17 protein-coding genes are annotated in these 18,308 nt (G+C 55.7%); 12 read left to right on the top strand and 5 right to left on the bottom strand.

All coding sequences use genetic code 11. From position 1 onward, the window contains the following. Positions 1-56 precede the first annotated feature (56 nt). The gene (modE, locus tag IV04_RS18090; RefSeq protein WP_037398172.1) at positions 57-848 is read right to left on the bottom strand and encodes a molybdenum-dependent transcriptional regulator; all 792 of its coding nucleotides are present in this window, start codon (positions 846-848) and stop codon (positions 57-59) included. A 179-nt stretch (positions 849-1,027) separates the two neighbouring features. On the opposite strand from modE, the gene IV04_RS25390 reads away from it, so the two are divergent. The 4 genes from IV04_RS25390 to modC all read left to right on the top strand — a co-directional run bounded on the left by IV04_RS25390 (position 1,028) and on the right by modC (position 3,848). Next, entirely contained in the window at positions 1,028-1,171 is a 144-nt protein-coding gene (locus IV04_RS25390) for an AcrZ family multidrug efflux pump-associated protein (RefSeq protein ID WP_037398170.1), read from the top strand. Positions 1,172-1,320: 149 nt separating this feature from the next. Further along, the gene (gene modA / locus IV04_RS18080; RefSeq protein WP_037398166.1) at positions 1,321-2,094 is read left to right on the top strand and encodes a molybdate ABC transporter substrate-binding protein; all 774 of its coding nucleotides are present in this window, start codon (positions 1,321-1,323) and stop codon (positions 2,092-2,094) included. Beyond that, entirely contained in the window at positions 2,091-2,780 is a 690-nt protein-coding gene (gene modB / locus IV04_RS18075; protein WP_037398164.1) for a molybdate ABC transporter permease subunit, read from the top strand. Before modA ends, modB begins: the two co-directional genes overlap by 4 nt. Then, complete coding sequence (modC, locus tag IV04_RS18070; protein WP_037398161.1) at positions 2,781-3,848, top strand: molybdenum ABC transporter ATP-binding protein ModC; 1,068 nt, start codon at positions 2,781-2,783, stop codon at positions 3,846-3,848. A gap of 57 nt (positions 3,849-3,905) precedes the next feature. Here the strand turns inward: modC and IV04_RS18065 are convergent, their stop codons facing one another. Next, the gene (locus IV04_RS18065) at positions 3,906-5,465 is read right to left on the bottom strand and encodes a BCCT family transporter (RefSeq protein WP_037398158.1); all 1,560 of its coding nucleotides are present in this window, start codon (positions 5,463-5,465) and stop codon (positions 3,906-3,908) included. Positions 5,466-5,624: 159 nt separating this feature from the next. Between IV04_RS18065 and betI the strand changes: the two genes are divergently transcribed. The 3 genes from betI (at position 5,625) to betA (ending at position 9,490) form a co-directional block, all read left to right on the top strand. Continuing rightward, the gene (gene betI, locus IV04_RS18060; protein WP_037398155.1) at positions 5,625-6,230 is read left to right on the top strand and encodes a transcriptional regulator BetI; all 606 of its coding nucleotides are present in this window, start codon (positions 5,625-5,627) and stop codon (positions 6,228-6,230) included. A gap of 86 nt (positions 6,231-6,316) precedes the next feature. Further along, positions 6,317-7,789, top strand: a complete 1,473-nt coding sequence (betB, locus tag IV04_RS18055; RefSeq protein WP_037398152.1) for a betaine-aldehyde dehydrogenase — start codon at positions 6,317-6,319, stop codon at positions 7,787-7,789. 24 nt (positions 7,790-7,813) lie between these two features. Next, on the top strand, positions 7,814-9,490 hold the full coding sequence (betA, locus tag IV04_RS18050; RefSeq protein WP_037398149.1) for a choline dehydrogenase: 1,677 nt from the start codon (positions 7,814-7,816) through the stop codon (positions 9,488-9,490). Positions 9,491-9,557: 67 nt separating this feature from the next. On the opposite strand, the gene IV04_RS18045 is transcribed toward betA, so the two are convergent. Continuing rightward, a complete protein-coding gene (locus IV04_RS18045; RefSeq protein WP_037398147.1) occupies positions 9,558-10,379 on the bottom strand; it encodes a pyridoxal phosphatase in 822 nt (273 codons plus the stop codon). A gap of 173 nt (positions 10,380-10,552) precedes the next feature. On the opposite strand from IV04_RS18045, the gene pgl reads away from it, so the two are divergent. Then, positions 10,553-11,548, top strand: a complete 996-nt coding sequence (gene pgl / locus IV04_RS18040; protein WP_037398144.1) for a 6-phosphogluconolactonase — start codon at positions 10,553-10,555, stop codon at positions 11,546-11,548. Positions 11,549-11,730: 182 nt separating this feature from the next. Here the strand turns inward: pgl and bioA are convergent, their stop codons facing one another. Beyond that, positions 11,731-13,005 (bottom strand): adenosylmethionine--8-amino-7-oxononanoate transaminase, encoded by a 1,275-nt coding sequence (gene bioA / locus IV04_RS18035; RefSeq protein ID WP_037398143.1) that lies wholly within the window; start codon positions 13,003-13,005, stop codon positions 11,731-11,733. Positions 13,006-13,094: 89 nt separating this feature from the next. Between bioA and bioB the strand changes: the two genes are divergently transcribed. Genes bioB through bioD form a run of 4 tightly spaced genes read left to right on the top strand, consistent with a single transcriptional unit; the run spans position 13,095 to position 16,713 of the window. Then, a complete protein-coding gene (bioB, locus tag IV04_RS18030) occupies positions 13,095-14,132 on the top strand; it encodes a biotin synthase BioB (RefSeq protein WP_037398140.1) in 1,038 nt (345 codons plus the stop codon). Beyond that, positions 14,132-15,283, top strand: coding sequence for an 8-amino-7-oxononanoate synthase (gene bioF / locus IV04_RS18025; protein ID WP_037398137.1), 1,152 nt, complete (start codon positions 14,132-14,134; stop codon positions 15,281-15,283). The genes bioB and bioF overlap by 1 nt, the downstream gene beginning before the upstream one ends. Continuing rightward, complete coding sequence (gene bioC, locus IV04_RS18020) at positions 15,267-16,034, top strand: malonyl-ACP O-methyltransferase BioC (protein WP_037398134.1); 768 nt, start codon at positions 15,267-15,269, stop codon at positions 16,032-16,034. The genes bioF and bioC overlap by 17 nt, the downstream gene beginning before the upstream one ends. Further along, positions 16,027-16,713 carry a dethiobiotin synthase gene (gene bioD, locus IV04_RS18015; RefSeq protein ID WP_037398131.1) on the top strand — a complete coding sequence of 229 codons (687 nt, stop codon included), beginning with the start codon at positions 16,027-16,029 and terminating at the stop codon, positions 16,711-16,713. The genes bioC and bioD overlap by 8 nt, the downstream gene beginning before the upstream one ends. Positions 16,714-16,724: 11 nt before the next feature. On the opposite strand, the gene IV04_RS18010 is transcribed toward bioD, so the two are convergent. Then, complete coding sequence (locus IV04_RS18010; RefSeq protein ID WP_037398128.1) at positions 16,725-17,435, bottom strand: ABC transporter ATP-binding protein; 711 nt, start codon at positions 17,433-17,435, stop codon at positions 16,725-16,727. Between the last annotated feature and the right edge of the window lie 873 nt (positions 17,436-18,308).

Raw genomic sequence — 18,308 nt, 5'->3', positions numbered from 1 at the left:
AAATAGGCGTATGGGGAAAAGATGTCAATCGACAATACTGCAACATCATGTTGCGTTTAACACAACGTAGCCACAATCACCCGGTCAGCATTGAACAGTGCATGCACCGCTGAGCCTGCGCTGAGCTTCAACTGCGCCAGTTCTTGATTAGGCAGAGTGGCGCACAGCGTTTCACCCCCTTTCAGCGTCACCAGTACTTCGCTGTGTTCACTGCCCGGTTGAATGCTGGCCACTCGCCCCTCCAGCACATTGTCGGCCAGCCCATTCAGTGCCGGATCGGTATTGAGTTTGACCCAAGGCGCTTTAATCAAGGCCAACACCTCTTTACCCGGGGCAAGCTGCAACCGCTCGGCACTTTGCTGAGTAACGGCGGCGATCAGCCGGGTTTGCCCATCGGCCAGCAACAGGCTGATGTGTTGCTGTACCTGTTGGCGATCGCGTTCAATCACGGTACCGAAAAACTGGTTACGGGCGCTGGTTTGCAAGGAGAAACGGGCGATCGCGGCTAACAGGCTATCGAGCGGTAGATTATCCTGTTGTAGCACATCGAAAGCTTTTTGCTGGATCTGGCCCAGCAGATCGTAAAGCTGGATCAGCCGCTGGCCATAGGGGGTCACCTGCGCTCCGCCGCCGCCTTTACCGCCGGTTGCGCGCTCGACTACCGTCTGTTCCGCTAACTGATTCATGTCATTGATGGCATCCCAGGCGCTTTTATAGCTGATGCCTGCCAGCTTGGCCCCTTGGCTGATCGAACCGGTATGCTCGATCTGCTTAAGCAGCGCAATGCGGCGCGGATCGGCGAAGAGTTTTTGCTGCAGTTTTAAGGTGAGGAGGATTTCTGCCTGCATGATAGCTTCCATCAACGGCTAAAAAGTCATTGTCGCTGATTTGGCCAGAAGCGCCAAATGCGCACGTTTCGCAGAGGCCAAATTCTCTGCATCCTTTAAAATAACGCGGCTTTTGTCTGCTTTTTGGTTTACAGTGAAACCTGCGCAGCCGTTTAAATAAGCAGTAAAGAGAGACTACTATGTTTGAATTATTGAAAAGTCTGGTGTTTGCCGTGGTCATGGTGCCCGTTGTGATGGCTATTATCCTTGGTCTGATTTATGCCTTGGCAGAAGTCTTTAACGTCTTCTCGAAAATCGGCCACACCAACGAAAAACGCAGTTAATCCCTATCCCAAACACCCGCTGGTGGCTATCAGCGGGTGTTTCTCAAGTTACCTCTCAGTTTGCCGATAAACCGCATGACAAGATTCCGTATTGCGTTATATCATTTTTTATATAGCGGAATCTCAATCGATCTTCCCCGGAGAAAATAATGAAACCACGATGGCCCACATGGATTGGCGGTATAGCATTGCTTTTCGGCTTAGCCGCACAGGCTTCGGCGGCAGAAAAAGTCACCGTTTTTGCTGCCGCTTCGTTGACTAACGCGCTTGAGGAGATCGCTACCCAATATCAGCATGGTAAAGACGTGCAGGTGGTGGCTTCTTTTGCTTCTTCATCAACCCTGGCGCGCCAGATTGAACAGGGGGCTCCGGCGGATCTGTTTATCTCTGCCGATCAGCAGTGGATGGACTACCTGATCGATAAGCAGCAGATGGTGCAAGACACCCGCTATACTCTGCTGGGTAATGAACTGGTGCTGATCGCCGCCAAAGCAACCAGGCAAGGTCACATCGACATCAGCAAAACCACCGATTGGGCCAGCTTACTCAATGGTGGCCGCTTGGCCGTGGGGGACCCGGATCATGTTCCGGCGGGGCTGTACGCCAAAGAAGCGTTGCAGAATCTGGGGGCTTGGGCGGTTTTAGAACCCAAGCTGGCGCGAGCCAACAACGTGCGCAGTGCAATGGCACTGGTGGAGCGTGAAGAAGCGCCATTGGGGATTGTTTACGCTTCGGATGCGGTAGCCAGTGAGAAGGTGAAAGTGGTCGGTACCTTTCCGGCAAGCAGCCATAAACCGGTTGAATACCCGATGGCGATAGTCAAGGATCGTCAAAACCCAAGCGTCAGCGCTTTCTACCGCTATCTGCAAGGCCCGGAAGCGGCTGCTATTTTCCAACGTTATGGATTCACCCCACGTAAATGATACTCAGCGAGTATGAATGGCAAGCCGTTGAGCTAAGCCTGAAAGTCTCCAGCCTGGCGGTGATCTGCAGTTTACCGCTGGGTATTCTGATGGCCTGGATCCTGGTGCGTTGCCATTTCCCCGGTAAATCTTTGCTGGACAGCATGATTCACCTGCCGCTGGTTTTGCCGCCAGTGGTGGTGGGTTATCTCTTGCTGATCGCCATGGGCCGACGCGGTTTTATCGGTGAACGGTTGTATGACTGGTTTGGTTTCAGTTTTAGCTTCAGTTGGCGTGGTGCGGCCTTGGCTTCGGCGGTGGTGGCTTTCCCGCTGATGGTGCGGGCCATCCGGCTGGCGCTAGAGGCGGTGGATACGCGTTTGGAACAGGCGGCCCGCACGTTGGGGGCTAATCCGTGGCGGGTGTTTTTCACCATCACTTTACCGCTTTCGTTACCCGGGATTATCGTGGGCGTGGTATTGGCGTTTGCCCGTTCTTTGGGCGAGTTTGGCGCAACGATCACTTTCGTTTCCAATATTCCCGGCGAAACCCGCACCATCCCGCTGGCAATGTATACCCTGATAGAAACCCCTGGAGCCGAGGCCGCCGCTGCGCGTTTGTGCGTGATTGCCATTGTGCTGGCGCTGGCGGCGTTGCTGGTTTCTGAATGGCTGGCCCGTTGGGGCCGCAGGCGCATGGGGTTATAGATGTTAGAACTGGATTTTTCCCAGCAGCTTGGCGATCTTAACCTCAATGTGCAGGCCAACCTGCCTGCGCAGGGGATTACCGCGATCTTCGGGCTTTCCGGCGCAGGTAAAACTTCTTTGATCAATGCCATTAGCGGCCTGACGCGTTTGCAACAGGGGCGCATTGCGCTCAATGGCCGCACGCTGGTGGATACCGCCAGCGGTATTTGCCTGCCGCCGGAAAAGCGCCGTGTGGGTTACGTTTTTCAGGATGCGCGCCTGTTCCCGCATTACCGCGTGCGCGGTAACTTGCAGTACGGCATGGCAGCCAGCATGCGTGATCAATTTGACAGTATTGTGGAGCTGCTGGGGATAGCGCCGTTGCTTAACCGCTTGCCGTTAACGCTTTCTGGCGGCGAAAAACAGCGCGTAGCCATTGGCCGCGCGTTGCTCACTGCGCCGGAACTGTTGCTGATGGATGAACCCTTGGCCTCGCTCGATCTGCCACGCAAGCGTGAACTGCTGCCTTACCTGGAGCGGTTGGCGCAGGACGTCAATATCCCAATCCTTTACGTCAGCCATAGCATGGAGGAGATCCTGCGGCTGGCGGAGCAAGTGCTGGTGCTGGATAACGGCCAGGTACGTGCATTGGGCGGGCTGGAAGAAGTTTGGGCCAGCAGCGCGCTGCGCCCTTGGCTACAGCGTGAAGATCAGAGCAGCGTATTGCGCGTCAGCGTGATTGAGCATCATCAGCAGTACGCCATGACAGCGCTGGCCCTGGGCGATCGACGTCTGTGGGTGGGCGCGATTGCTGCGCCTGTCGGCACCCAATTGCGCATCCGCATTAACGCCACCGATGTGTCGCTGGTACTACAGCCGCCGCTCAACAGCAGCATTCGTAATATTCTGCCAGCAAAGGTAGTGGAGTGTCTGGAGGTTGATGGGCAGGTGGAAGTGAAGTTAGCGGTGGGGGAAAACGTGCTGTGGGCTCGCATTACCCCTTGGGCACGTGATGAGTTGCTGATTAAAACGGGGCTGTGGCTGTATGCGCAAATCAAGAGCGTTTCGATCAGCCGCGAGGGGAACTGAATACAAGGGCGGAAGTGCTCCGCCCGTTATGGCTAACATCGGCAGCGTTGCCGATTGTTACAGATTGAGGTTTTCTGTTTTAACCGTATTGAGTTCCGTCAGGTGCAACGCCTTATATAAATTAATGATATACAGCACGATCACCACCGAAAACGGCAGCCCGCAGAGTACTACCGCAGTTTGCATGGCGCTGAAGCTGCCCGCATAAAGCAGGCCAGCACACACTAGCGTTGTCACTGCCGCCCAGAAGATCCTCAGCCAGGCTGGCGCGTCATCGTTGTTGGTTCCGCCTTTACTGGAAAGATTGGCGATCATCAGCGTGCCTGAATCCACCGGAGTCAGGAACAGCAGGAAACTGATGAGAATGGTGAAACCGGCGGTGATTGGCGGGTAAGGCAAATATTCAAGCAGCTTAAACACCGCCATCGGCGGATCGGCCAGCGCTACCGTGCCAAGCAGGCTATTGCTGAGTTCCAATACCAGATTGATCGCGGTATTACCGAAGATCGACAGCCACGCCAGGGTAAAACCCAACGGGATTAACATCACGCCGAAGATCAGTTCACGAATGGTGCGGCCTTTGGAGATGCGGGCGATAAACATCCCCACAAAAGGCGCCCAGGCAACCCACCAGGCCCAATAGAACAGCGTCCAACTGCCTTGCCATGCGCGTGCTTTGCCATAAAGGTAAACATCAAAACTTTTGCCGATAATCGAGGTCAGGTAATCCCCGGTATTTTGCAGCATCCCATTGAGCAGGTTGAGCGTCGGGCCGGTTAAAAACACAAACAGCAGCAGCAGGCAGAGAAAACCGACGTTGATATTCGACAGCATCGCAATACCTTTCTCAACGCCGGTCACGGCGGCAAGCGTAGCCACTATCATCATTACGACGATCAAGACGAGTAATACCGATGACGTCTGCGGAACGGCGAAAAGATAGTTCAGACCCGAGTTGACCAACAGGGCACCGATCCCCAGATTGGTCACCATCGAAATCACGGTGACCAGAATACCAAAGCTATCGACCAGGTGACCAATCCAGCCATGGATGCGTTCCCCAAACATTGGGTAGAGCGCGGAACGCAGCGCCAGCGGCAAGCCACGGCAATAGGCGAAATAGGCCAGTGCGGTGGCGATCAACGCATAGAGCGACCAACCGTGCAGCCCCCAATGCAAAAAGGTGATAGCCATCGCCTTACGCGCCGCTTCTGGTGTCCCGCCAATGCCTTCCGGTGGTTGCAGAAAGTGATCCAGCGGTTCATAAGCGCCGTAATAAACCAGCGCGATACCAATCCCAGCCGAAAACAGCATGGCGATCCAGGATGGATAGCTGAACAGCGGCGCTTCGTCCGCGCCCCCTAACTTGATGAACCCGAAGCGCGACAGCGCCAGCCAAAAGACAAACACCATGCAAACTATCATCAGCAGCATGTAATACCAGCCAAAGACATCGGATACCCATATTTGGGCATCGTGAAGCCATTTCTGGCTGCTGGAAGGGAACAGGGTGATTAACAGGCCCAGTAAAAGGATGACCAGACCTGAGGCGAAAAAAACGGGGGTATTGAGCCGGACCGGTTCTGCGCCGGTTGATTTTGGACCAATCACTGTCATTTGTAGATCCTATGTGCAGGTGTTAGTTATCCGTAACTTAATGAAAACAAATAATTAACTTTTGTTTCTATTTATTGACATTTTTGCAGCATATAGTATGTTGATTGAATGAGCAATCAATGAATTTTGCCTCATCATGAACTTATTCTTGGAGAAGATATGTACCGTAAAGACATACCCGAACGGCGAAGGGAACAACTGATAGACGCTGCTTTTGCGACTATTGGCAATGTCGGTTTAGCTGGCGTCACTATCTCTCAGGTTGCCAATCAGGCGGGCATGTCCACCGGGATAGTCAGCCACTATTTCGGCGATAAGGAAGGGTTGCTTAATGCGACCATGCGCAAGGTGCTGTGCGATCTGCGCGACGCCGTGGCCGAATATCGCAAGAAGGCGGGCGCGAGCGCGCAAGAGCAACTGTTTGCCATTATCGACGGCAACTTTCACCCCAGCCAGACCAGCGCGTTGTCCATGCGTACCTGGCTCGATTTTTGGGCGGCGAGCATGCATCAGCCTAAGCTGCGCCGTTTGCAGCGTGCTAACGACAGCCGGTTATTTTCAAATTGCTGCTTTCAATTTCAAAGGCATCTGCCAAAGGAGCAGGCGCGTAAAGCCGCGCGCGGCCTGGCGGCCATGATCGATGGTTTATGGCTGCGCGGTAGCCTGACCGGGCTGGATTTTGACGTGCATAAAGCCAGCGAAATCGCCTACGACTATGTCGAAAACATCCTCTCCCCCTACACCGGGCGTACCGCCAGCCGGTGAACCCGCTCTGCATATCCCCAATGCTTTCAGTGGCGGGCAAGTCTGCGACTGAAAGTATGACGGAGATAAACATAAGGAATATCCCGATGCCTAAATTTCCTCTGCAACAACTCTATATTGATGGTCGATTGACCAACGCCAGCGGCTCCGAAACGTTTTTCACCACCAACCCGGCCAATGGCGAAGTGCTGGCTGAAGTGCAGCGCGCCAATGAAGCGGACGTTGAGCGTGCGGTAGCCAGCGCAGAGCGCGGCCAAAAAATCTGGGCGGCGATGACGGGAACGGAACGTGCGCGGGTGTTACTGCGGGCGGTGGCGATCCTGCGTGAACGCAACGACGAGCTGGCGCAGCTTGAAACGCTGGATACCGGCAAACCCTATTCTGAAACCTCGGTGGTGGATATCGCCACCGGGGCTGATGTGCTGGAGTATTATGCGGGGCTGGCAAGCGCTATCGAGGGTGAACAGTACCCGCTGCGCGACACCAGCTTCTTTTACACACGCCGTGAACCGCTGGGCGTTACCGCCGGGATCGGCGCTTGGAACTACCCTATCCAGATAGCGCTCTGGAAATCGGCTCCGGCCTTGGCGGCAGGCAATGCCATGATCTTCAAACCCAGCGAAGTTACACCGTTGAGCGTATTGAAGCTGGCTGAGATCTACACTGAGGCTGGCCTGCCGGATGGCGTGTTTAACGTTCTGCAAGGCGCAGGCCGCCAGGTGGGGCAATGGTTGGCGGAGCATCCGCGTATTGAGAAGATCTCTTTCACTGGCGGTATCGAAACCGGCAAGAAAGTGATGGCCAGCGCCGCCGCCTCTTCTCTTAAAGAAGTCACCATGGAGCTGGGGGGCAAATCTCCGCTGCTGATCCTGCCTGATGCCGATATCGAACAGGCGGCGGATATCGCCATGATGGCTAACTTTTACAGCTCGGGCCAGGTCTGCACTAACGGTACAAGGGTGTTCGTGCACCGCTCGCAGCAGGCAGCGCTGGAACAGGCGTTAGTCACTCGCGTCAAGCGTATTCGCCTGGGTGAACCGATGGACCCGAACACCAACTTCGGGCCACTGACCAGCTTCGCGCATATGGAAAACGTGCTGAGCTATATCGAAAAGGGCAAAGCCGAAGGTGCTCGTCTGCTGTGCGGAGGCATGCGCGAAACCTCCGGCGTATTCGCATTGGGGGCCTATGTGCAGCCCACCATTTTTACCGACTGTGAAGACCACCATACCATCGTTCAGGAAGAAATCTTTGGCCCGGTGATGAGCATTCTGACCTATGACGACGAGCAAGAGGCCATTGCCCGCGCCAATAACACCCACTTTGGTCTGGCGGCCGGGGTGGTAACGCGCGATCTGGCAAAGGCGCATCACGTTATCCACCAGTTGCAGGCCGGGATCTGCTGGATCAACTCCTGGGGAGAATCACCAGCGCAAATGCCCGTGGGTGGCTATAAGCAATCTGGCGTAGGCCGGGAAAACGGCATCTGTTCTCTCTCCCATTACACGCGTATCAAATCCATTCAGGTGGAGCTGAACGCTTTTAGTTCGATCTTCTGATGACACAGGATGTTGGAGTGCTTTATGAGTAATATCAATGAGTATGACTACATTGTTATCGGCGCCGGATCGGCCGGAAACGTGTTGGCGACGCGCCTGACGGAAGATGCAGACGTGACGGTGCTGCTGCTGGAAGCCGGTGGCCCGGACTATCGTCAGGATTTCCGTACCCAGATGCCTGCGGCGTTGGCTTTCCCGCTGCAAGGCCGCCGTTACAACTGGGCCTACCTCACCGATCCTGAGCCCTTTATGAATAACCGCCGGATGGAGTGCGGGCGCGGCAAAGGCCTGGGCGGTTCATCGCTGATTAATGGGATGTGTTACATTCGTGGCAACGCGATGGATTATGACGGCTGGGCGCAGGAGAAAGGGCTGGAGAACTGGAGTTATCTGGACTGCCTGCCCTATTTTAAGGCGGCTGAACGCCGTGATATCGGCGGCAATGATTATCACGGTGACAATGGCCCGGTCAGCGTCACGACGCCAAAGCCTGATAACAATGTGCTGTTTCACGCCATGGTTGACGCCGCGGTTCAGGCCGGGTATCCCCGCACCGACGACCTGAATGGCTACCGCCAGGAAGGCTTTGGCCCGATGGACAGGACGGTTACGCCGCGTGGCCGCCGCTCCAGTACCGCTCGGGGCTATCTCGATCAGGCGCGGTCACGCCCGAATCTGACCATCGAAGTGCATGCGGTGACCGATCGTATTCTTTTTGATAACCAGCGAGCTACTGGCGTAGCCTGGTTACAGAAAGGGGAGCGGCGCACAGCCCGGGCGCGCCGTGAGGTTCTGCTCTGTGCAGGGGCGATTGCTTCACCGCAAATCCTGCAACGTTCCGGTGTTGGGCCAGGGGAACTGTTGAAGAGCCTAGATATCCCGATAGTTCTCGATCTGCCTGGCGTGGGTGCCAATCTTCAGGATCACCTGGAGATGTATCTTCAGTATGAATGTCAGCAACCCGTCTCCCTGTCGCCAGCGATGAAATTGCACCGTCGGCCAGCGATTGGAGCGGAGTGGCTAGCGATGGGCACCGGGATCGGTGCCAGCAACCACTTTGAAGCCGGTGGCTTTATTCGCACCCATGACGAGTTCGACTGGCCGAATATTCAGTACCATTTCCTGCCCGTCGCGGTTAACTACAATGGTTCCAACCCAATAAAAGTGCATAGCTTCCAAGCGCATGTGGGCTCGATGCGTTCCCCGAGTCGTGGGCGGATCCAGGTTCGCTCAAAAGATCCGCATGAGCACCCAAGCATTCTGTTCAATTATATGTCGCATGAGCAGGACTGGCGGGAATTCCGCGCAGCGATCCGCATTACGCGTGAAATCATGCAACAGCGGGCGTTGGCACCTTTCTGCGGCAAAGAGATTTCACCGGGCGCTGATATGCAAAGCGATGATGAGCTGGATAGCTTTGTGCGTAATCACGCGGAAACGGCTTACCACCCATCTTGTTCAAACGCGATGGGGTACCACAATATGGCGGTGGTCGGTAATGACGGTAAAGTGCACGGCATTGATGGGCTGCGGGTGGTTGATGCATCCATTATGCCGTTGATTACCACCGGTAACCTGAATGCGCCGACTATCATGATTGCCGAGAAGATAGCGGATGCTATTCGGGGCCGCCAAGCCTTGGCGCGTATTGAGGTGCCTTATTATGTCGCTGATGGTGCCCCGGTACGCAGGCGAGGGTAACTGAACGTTTTAGCGGCGGCTTTACGGGCGAGCATCACCGCCAATTAAAGGCCGCCAAAAAATAGCGTTAACTCAGAATGCGAGAGTGGATGACGTCAGCAATACCCGGCTGCAAGTTATCGGCGATCACCAGATCGGCGCGCTCTTTGATCGCGGCGTCAGCGTTCCCCATCGCAACACCCAACCCAGCCGCTTCCAGCATGCTCAGATCGTTGTAGTTATCGCCGAATGCTACCACCTGATCCATCGTCAAACCCTGAGATTCCACCCATTGCTGCAAGCGGTTGCCCTTGCTGTTGCCGTTTTTGGCGATATCCACCTGATCGTGCCATGACCATTCACAGGCCAAGCCCAGCTCTTGTTCCACGGTTTCAGCAAACTGGCGCAACGCCGGGATATCGCTGTGCGAAGTGGCAAACTTCCAGATCGCCTGCACCTCATCTGTAGCCTGAACCAGACTGTCGACCTGCAGCAATGTCGGGCGTTGCGCCTGCGGCAAAGTTGCTGCCCACGCCAGCGAACGCGTCACATGGCCGTTGGTTTCTTGATACAGCATGGCATCATCTACATACATCAGGCCGTGGATATTGCTCTGTTTCAGCATTTGTAACACCAGCTTGGCCTGATCTTTTGCCAGCGGATCGGCGGCCAACACCTGTTGCTGCTGGAAATCGTACAGGTAGGTGCCGTTGCAACAGATGGCAGGCGTATCGATTTGCAAAGCCTGATAGAAAGGATGAATAGCCACATGGTGGCGACCGGTAACGATCACCACCTTGATACCGGCGGCGCGGGCCTCTGCCAGGGCTGCCAGCGACTGTGGCAGGATGCGTTTCTGGTTGTCCAGCAAGGTGCCGTCCAAATCAAGGGCAATAACACGGTAGCTCATAGCGATCCTAGTTTGATTAGCAAGAAAATGACCTGATGGTACAACGGATAACCGTTCGATAAAACCGTTGGGGAGTGCGCTGCATGCTGGGGTTGTTATGTGACGGATGTCAGGTAAGCTAGAGAAAACCGTAAAAACTGAAACCGGTTACTCTTTCTCATTAAGGAGCGCAAATGAAGCAAATCGTTTATGTTGCCAGCCCGGAAAGCCAGCAGATCCACGTTTGGCAGTTGGACGAGCAGGGGGCACTGGCCCTGCTGCAAACGGTGGATGCACCAGGGCAGGTACAACCGATGGCGATCCACCCGGATAATACTCACCTTTACGTTGGTGTGCGCCCGGCGTTTGGTATTGTCAGCTACCGTATTGAGGCCGATGGCACATTGCAGGAAGCGGGTATGGCTCCGCTGCCGGGCAGCCCGACCCATATTTCAACCGATCTGCAGGGTCGCTACCTGTTTTCTGCCTCTTACAGCGGCAACTGTGCCAGTGTCAGCCCGATTGGCCGTGATGGCGTCGTCACTGCCCCGATCCAGCAGATTGACGGCCTGACTGCGCCGCATTCAGCGAATATCGATCCCACCAACCAGTTGCTGCTGGTGCCGTGCCTGAAAGAGGATCGCATCCGCCTGTTCAACCTGAGCCAGCAAGGCCAACTGACGCCACACGTTCAGGACGCGGTAACCGCTGCAGCGGGGGCAGGCCCACGCCATATGGCCTTCCATCCGAACCAGCGTTTTGCTTACTGCGTGAATGAGCTGGATGGCACGGTAGACGTGTTGGCGATTAGTGAAAACGGCGGTGAATACTCGCTGGTGCAAACGCTGGATATGATGCCCGCCGATTTTACCGGTACCCGCTGGGCGGCAGATATCCATATCACGCCGGATGGTCGCTTCCTGTACGCTAGCGATCGTACCGCCAGCATTCTGACTATTTTCAGCGTTGCCGCCGACGGTAGCCGTATTGAGGTAGTGGGGCATCATGCTACGGAAGAGCAGCCGCGCGGGTTTAATATCGATCACCGTGGCCGTTTTGTGATTTCTGCCGGGCAGAAATCCGGCCATATTGAAGTCTGTGCGATCGATCAGGCCAGTGGTGTGTTGACTACGCTGGCGCGCTATCCGGTGGGCAAAGGCCCAATGTGGGTAAGCGTGCTGGCTAAATAATACTGGCCGTGATGTTTTGAACTCTGAGGTTGATGACAAAGTTGTCTTCTAGCCCGAGATACCCGGGTCTAGCGCACCGAGGGGCACTCCGACGGCTTACGCCGTTACGACCCCTTCGGCACGCTCCCCCTAATAACCGGCTTTGTCAGTAGTCATAGGGTTCAGTGGGCTGAACCCTATGATTATTCAACCGCCGCAGCCACCGCAGCGGTCAGGCGGGCGAGCTGTTCCGGCGTAATAATGTAAGGCGGCATCAGGTAGATTAACTTGCCAAATGGCCGGATCCACACGCCGCGTGCAACAAAGCTGCGTTGCAACTCGGCGACATTCACCGCTTCCCGCATCTCCACCACGCCAATCGCCCCCAGCACGCGCACATCCGCCACCTTCGGCAAGGCTGACAGCGGCATTAACTGTTGCCGGAGTTGGGATTCGATAGCCGCGACCTGCTGCTGCCAGCGGTTTTCTTCCAGCAAGGTCAGGCTGGCACTGGCGACTGCACAAGCCAGTGGATTGCCCATAAACGTCGGCCCATGCATAAAGCAGCCTGCCGCACCATTGCTGATGGTTTCGGCGACCGAACGCGTGGTCAGGGTGGCAGAAAGCGTCATATAACCGCCGGTCAGCGCTTTGCCCAAGCAGAGAATATCCGGCACGATGCCCGCGTGTTCGCAGGCGAACAGTTTGCCGGTGCGGCCAAAACCGGTGGCGATCTCATCGGCGATCAACAGAATCTGGTGGCGATCGCACAGCTCGCGCACCCGTTGCAGATAGGTGGGGTGATAGATACGCATCCCACCGGCACCTTGTACGATGGGCTCCAGGATCACGGCCGCAATCTCGCCTCGGTGCTGATTCAGTAAGTCGGCGAAAGGCGCGATATCCCGCTCATCCCAAGGTTGGTCAAAACGACATTGGGGGGCAGTGGCAAACAGATGTGGTGCAAGATACCCCTGATACAGGCTGTGCATAGAATTATCGGGGTCGCATACTGACATTGCGCCAAAGGTATCCCCATGATAACCGTGGCGCAGGGTCAGCATCCGCTGCCGCCGTTCTCCGCGCGCCCGCCAGTATTGCAGCGCCATCTTCAGCGCCACTTCCACTGCCACGGAACCGGAATCCGCCAGAAATACGCATTGCAAAGCCTCTGGCGTCATGGCGATCAGCTTGCGGCAGAGCGCAATGGCTGCCGGATGAGTAATGCCGCCGAACATCACGTGCGACATTTTCTCCAACTGTTGCGTTGCTGCCTGATTCAGTTGCGGATGATTGTAGCCATGGATTGCGGCCCACCAGGACGACATTCCGTCTACCAGCAAGCGGCCATCCGCCAACTGCAATTCAGCCCCTTGGGCTGATTCGACCGGGTAGCAGGGCAGAGGGTGGCTCATCGACGTGTAAGGGTGCCAAATGTGGCGTTGATCGAAGGCGAGATCGTCAGCGGTCAGAGACATTGTTGTAAACCAAAAAAAAACAGAATGGTTGACAGTATATCCGCAATATTTACACTGACGACACTTTTCTCTCTTTGGATATGTCGTCAATGACCGATCGCATTCATTGGAGCCTAGAGCAAGCCAAGGCCCTGTTTGATAAACCCCTGCTTGAATTGTTGTTCGAAGCGCAAACCGTTCACCGCCAACATTTTGATCCGCAGCAAGTGCAGGTGAGTACGCTGCTTTCGATCAAAACTGGCGCTTGCCCAGAAGACTGCAAGTACTGTCCGCAGAGTTCACGTTATAAAACCGGGTTGGAATCTGAACGGCTGATGCAGGTGGAACAGGTGCTGGAATCCGCACGCCAAGCCAAAGCGGCTGGCTCCACCCGTTTTTGCATGGGTGCGGCCTGGAAAAACCCGCACGAACGCGATATGCCGTATCTGCAACAGATGGTGCAGGGCGTGAAAGCGCTGGGTATGGAAACCTGTATGACGCTGGGGACGCTGGACGGCAGCCAGGCCGAGCGCCTGGCCGAGGCGGGCCTGGACTATTACAACCACAATCTGGATACCTCGCCGGAGTTTTACGGCAACATCATCACCACTCGCACCTATCAGGAACGGTTGGACACGCTGGATAAAGTGCGTGAAGCGGGTATCAAAGTCTGTTCTGGCGGCATCGTCGGCCTGGGGGAAGCGGTGAGCGATCGCGCCGGGTTGCTGGTGCAACTGGCTAATTTGCCCAAGCCGCCGGAGAGTGTGCCGATCAACATGCTGGTGAAAGTCAAAGGGACGCCATTGGCCGATAACGCTGACGTTGATCCGTTCGATTTTATCCGCACCATCGCTATTGCCCGCATCATGATGCCATCGTCCTATGTGCGCCTTTCGGCTGGCCGTGAACAGATGAGCGAACAGACCCAAGCGATGTGCTTTATGGCCGGTGCCAACTCGATTTTCTACGGTTGCAAACTGCTGACCACGCCGAACCCGGACGAAGACAAAGATCTGCAACTGTTCCGCAAGCTGGGGTTGAACCCGCAACAAACGGCCACCGCTTATGGCGACAATCAGCAACAACAAGTGCTGGCAGAGCAGTTGTTGCAGGCCGACAGCGCTGAATTCTACAACGCGGCGCTGTAATGAGCTGGCAACAACGGATCGAACAGGCTCTGGGTGCACGGCAACGTGCCGCCGCTTACCGTCAGCGACAGGTCAATCAGGGCGGTAATGGCCGCTATCTGCAGCTTGGCAATCAACGCTACCTTAACTTTTCGGGCAATGACTATCTGGGCCTCAGCCAGCAGGCGGAAGTGATCGCCGCCTGGCAGCAAGGAGCGGCGCGCTACGGCGTTGGCAGCGGCGGTTCAGGCCACGTTACCGGCTTTTGCCAACCGCATGATGAGTTGGAGCAACAGTTGGCGGAATGGCTTGGTTACCCGCGTGCGCTGCTGTTTGTCTCTGGCTATGCCGCCAATCAGGCGCTCTTGGCTGCGTTGATGCAGGCCGACGATCGCATTCTGGCGGATAAACTCAGCCATGCGTCAATCTTGGAGGCCGCCGATCATTCACCCGCGCAGTTACGGCGTTTTCGCCACAATCAGCCGCAGGCATTAGCGGCGTTGCTAGCGAAACCTTGCGCAGGCCAGCAGTTGGCGATCACCGAAGGCGTATTCAGCATGGATGGCGACAGCGCGCCGTTGGCTGAACTGCATCGCCTGACGCAGCAGGCCGGAGCCTGGCTGATGGTGGACGATGCGCACGGCATCGGCGTGCGCGGTGAACAGGGGCGTGGTAGCTGCTGGCAGCAGGGGGTTCGTCCAGAAGTGCTGGTGGTGACCTTTGGTAAGGCGTTTGGCGTCAGTGGTGCCGCGATTTTGTGCGATGAACCGTTGGCGGAATACCTGCTGCAGTTTGCCCGCCATCTGATTTACAGCACCGCTATGCCACCTGCACAGGCCTGTGCCTTGCAGGCGGCGTTACGTTGTATCCAGCAAGGGGATGCGTTGCGTAGCCGGTTGCAACGCCATATTCAGCGGTTTCGTGCTGGGGTCGCCAGCTTGCCGTTGGCATTAACTGATTCAGATACCGCCATCCAACCGCTGCTGGTGGGGGATAACCAGCGAGCACTCGACTTGGCACAACGCCTGCGTGAGCACGGGCTGTGGGTAAGTGCCATTCGTCCACCGACGGTGCCGCCGGGCGGTGCGCGGTTGCGCATCACCCTGACGGCGGCGCATCAGCCGCAGGATATTGACCGTTTGCTGGAGGTGTTACATGACGTTAGCCGCTGATTCGGTGAACAAGCAGGCGGTGGCCTCGGCGTTCAGCCGCGCGGCGCAAAGTTACGATGCCGCAGCGTTGTTGCAGCGTGAAGTCGGTGAACGCTTACTGGGGATGGGGCTTAACCACCCGGGGCAACAATTGCTGGATGCCGGTTGCGGCACCGGTTATTTCAGCCGCCGCTGGCGTGAGCTGGGCAAGCAGGTAACAGCGCTCGATCTGGCGCCGGGCATGCTGGCGTTTGCCCGCCAACGGCAGGCGGCAGAGGCTTATCTGTTGGGCGATATTGAACAGATCCCGCTGCCCACGGCGGCGGTGGATATCAGTTTCAGCAGCCTGGTGGTGCAATGGTGCAGTTCGCTGCCGCGTGCGCTGGCGGAGCTGTACCGCATTACGCGGCCCGGTGGCGTGATCCTGTTTTCCACATTGGCTGCCGGTTCGTTACATGAACTGGGAGATGCCTGGCAGCAGGTCGATGGTGAACGCCATGTGAATGATTTTCTGCCGCTGGCGCAGATTGCCGCTGCCTGCGGTGACTATCGCCATCATCTGCAAAGCGTGTGGCAAACCCTCGAATACCCGGACGTGATGGCGCTGATGCGATCGCTGAAAGGCATTGGCGCCACGCATTTGCACCAGGGGCGTGAGGCTGGCCTGCTTTCCCGCCAGCGATTAGCCGCGCTGCAGGCCGCTTATCCACGCCAACGCGGCCAGTTTCCCCTCAGTTATCATCTGGTTTATGGAGTGATTTATCGTGATTGAGCGCTGGTTTGTGACTGGAACCGATACTGAAGTGGGCAAAACCGTGGCCAGCAGTGCGCTGTTGCAGGCCGCTTGTGCGGCTGGTTGGCGCTGTGCCGGTTATAAGCCGGTGGCATCCGGCAGTGAGATGACGCCGCAGGGTTTACGCAATACAGATGCGCTGGCGTTGCAGAAAAACAGCAGCGTGCCGCTGGCTTATGCCGAAGTAAACCCTTACACCTTTGCCGAGCCCACTTCACCGCATATTGTCAGCCAAGCCGAAGATCGTCCGATTTCATTGGTCCAGCTTTCTGCCGGTTTACGCCATCTTGAGCAGCGTGCTGACTGGCTGTTGGTGGAGGGGGCCGGGGGGTGGTTTACTCCGCTTTCAGAACAACACACTTTTGCCGATTGGGTGCAGCAGGAACAACTGCCGGTGATCCTGGTGGTGGGTATCAAGCTGGGTTGTATCAACCATGCTTTGCTCACCGCGCTGGCGGTTCAGCAAGCGGGGTTACGCCTGGCGGGCTGGATCGCTAACGATGTCACCCAACCCGGCAAACGCCACCAGGAATATCTGGCCACGCTGCGTCGTCTGTTGCCCGCGCCGCTGCTGGGGGAAATCCCGTATTTGCCGCAGATAGAGCAACAGGCGCTGGGCGGGTATCTCGATCTTGCCGTTTTGCAGTCCGCTGGCTGAGTGCTCAACGCTTAGCTCACCAGATAGGTACTGATTAATTCTGCATCCAACTGTTCCAAGGGGCCGTTAACCACGTTACGGCCTTGATCGATCAGGAAAAACCCATCCGCCACCTGACGCAGACAGGGCAACGTGTGCTCTACCAGCAAAATAGTCATACCGAATTCGTGGTTCAGCGTGCGGATGATCCTACTGATTTCGCTAGCCTGTGAGGGGGAGATACCGCTGGTCGGCTCATCAAGGATCAGTAACTCCGGTTCCAGCACCAGTGCGCGAGCAATAGCCAGTTGCTGTTGCTCATCGCCACACAAATCCCCGGCACGATACAGCCGTCGGGTGTGCAGATGCGGGAACAGGCTGTAAATCATTGGCGGAAGACGCCGGGTTTTATCCCCGCCAGCCAGCAGGGCAATCTGCAGGTTTTCCTCCACGCTCAGTTGCGAGAAGATTTGCCGCCCCTGCGGCACGTGGCTGATACCCAGGGCTGCGCGCTTTTCCATCGGCTGCTGCAAGAGGTTGTGTGGTGGTTGGTTAGCCAGTTGCCAGGTCATACTGCCGCTGACAATCGGCAAATAGCCCATAATGCAATTAACCAAGGTCGTTTTACCCACGCCGTTGCGGCCAAGCAACAGGGTGCATTGCCCACGAGGCAGTTCAAGGCTGATATCCCACAATATATGGTTATGCCCATAGTATTGATTCACGCCGCGTAAACTTAGCATTTGGCATCCTCCTGTTTACTCGTGGTCGGGATAGCTGAAAAGCGGGGTTACCAGCCGTTATCGCTTATTTTAGGTGTTAATGCTGATTCCTGTGTTTCGCGCAGTCGAACCCGGTGCTGTTGCAGGCTGTGAACAATCGAGCAATTCTTAGGCCAACCTTATTGATAGAGGATAAGAAAAATACTGTTACCGTTTGGTTAAGAACGGTACCTATGGCCGTGGCGTAGGGGCTGGGAGCGTAAAAAGCGATGCCATGGCGCAGGGCGGTTTGCACCCTGGTGGTGCGCGATGGGTAGGAAATGGTGCAAGCGCCAGCCGGTGGTCGCAGTCTGGATGGGAACAGAGATTGTGGGCACCAGGTAGCCATCCCTTTAGTATTTATTGTCATAACCAAAGCCACATTATTATGAAAAAATAACTAAAAAATCACCTTAGAGGACGTTTTGGCGAGAAAAGCGTTCTTTCTGTAACTCCCGGCCCCTGTGGGGCGGTGTGAGTTATCCACTATTCCTGTGGATAACCTTGTGTATTATCTTTAGAAAAGCGGCGTAAACAGAGAGCGGACGCGGGTTGTGTTCGCGTTGCCCGTATTCTCGTCTTTTTTATAAAACCAATAAATATCAATAGATTAATTAAAATCAAGCAAGTGAGTAACGGATTGATGTGTAAAACATCGCTTTAGCCTGAATGCTGTCAATATGTTAATTTTTCTTAAAGTCTGGGGATAAAATGAGGGTTGACAATAGCGATGTTGCAGTAGCGCCAGCTCTTAGGTGACTAACCCTTCGATTAACGGATACTAAGGCGACGAATTCACTTGAAGCTGGTTTTATATCCAGTATCATAAGCGATGGTTTAGGCTATCAGATTTTA

The sequence above is a fragment of the Serratia sp. Ag1 genome (assembly GCF_000743355.1).
In the GTDB taxonomy this organism is placed as follows: domain Bacteria; phylum Pseudomonadota; class Gammaproteobacteria; order Enterobacterales; family Enterobacteriaceae; genus Chania.
Note: the sequence above shows the minus strand (reverse complement) of the source record. Positions and strands in the feature narration are given on the sequence as shown.

What these genes read in the sequence shown, in the direction of transcription:
- bioA (WP_037398143.1), bottom strand. Translation starts at nt 13,005, where the DNA reads ATGTCTCTGACCGCTGACGATCTCGCCTTCGATCAACGCCACATTTGG.
- bioF (WP_037398137.1), top strand. Translation starts at nt 14,132, where the DNA reads ATGAGCTGGCAACAACGGATCGAACAGGCTCTGGGTGCACGGCAACGT.
- modB (WP_037398164.1), top strand. Translation starts at nt 2,091, where the DNA reads ATGATACTCAGCGAGTATGAATGGCAAGCCGTTGAGCTAAGCCTGAAA.
- bioB (WP_037398140.1), top strand. Translation starts at nt 13,095, where the DNA reads ATGACCGATCGCATTCATTGGAGCCTAGAGCAAGCCAAGGCCCTGTTT.
- modA (WP_037398166.1), top strand. Translation starts at nt 1,321, where the DNA reads ATGAAACCACGATGGCCCACATGGATTGGCGGTATAGCATTGCTTTTC.
- modC (WP_037398161.1), top strand. Translation starts at nt 2,781, where the DNA reads ATGTTAGAACTGGATTTTTCCCAGCAGCTTGGCGATCTTAACCTCAAT.
- IV04_RS18065 (WP_037398158.1), bottom strand. Translation starts at nt 5,465, where the DNA reads ATGACAGTGATTGGTCCAAAATCAACCGGCGCAGAACCGGTCCGGCTC.
- betA (WP_037398149.1), top strand. Translation starts at nt 7,814, where the DNA reads ATGAGTAATATCAATGAGTATGACTACATTGTTATCGGCGCCGGATCG.
- IV04_RS18010 (WP_037398128.1), bottom strand. Translation starts at nt 17,435, where the DNA reads ATGCTAAGTTTACGCGGCGTGAATCAATACTATGGGCATAACCATATA.
- betI (WP_037398155.1), top strand. Translation starts at nt 5,625, where the DNA reads ATGTACCGTAAAGACATACCCGAACGGCGAAGGGAACAACTGATAGAC.
- IV04_RS18045 (WP_037398147.1), bottom strand. Translation starts at nt 10,379, where the DNA reads ATGAGCTACCGTGTTATTGCCCTTGATTTGGACGGCACCTTGCTGGAC.
- modE (WP_037398172.1), bottom strand. Translation starts at nt 848, where the DNA reads ATGCAGGCAGAAATCCTCCTCACCTTAAAACTGCAGCAAAAACTCTTC.
- IV04_RS25390 (WP_037398170.1), top strand. Translation starts at nt 1,028, where the DNA reads ATGTTTGAATTATTGAAAAGTCTGGTGTTTGCCGTGGTCATGGTGCCC.
- pgl (WP_037398144.1), top strand. Translation starts at nt 10,553, where the DNA reads ATGAAGCAAATCGTTTATGTTGCCAGCCCGGAAAGCCAGCAGATCCAC.
- bioC (WP_037398134.1), top strand. Translation starts at nt 15,267, where the DNA reads ATGACGTTAGCCGCTGATTCGGTGAACAAGCAGGCGGTGGCCTCGGCG.
- betB (WP_037398152.1), top strand. Translation starts at nt 6,317, where the DNA reads ATGCCTAAATTTCCTCTGCAACAACTCTATATTGATGGTCGATTGACC.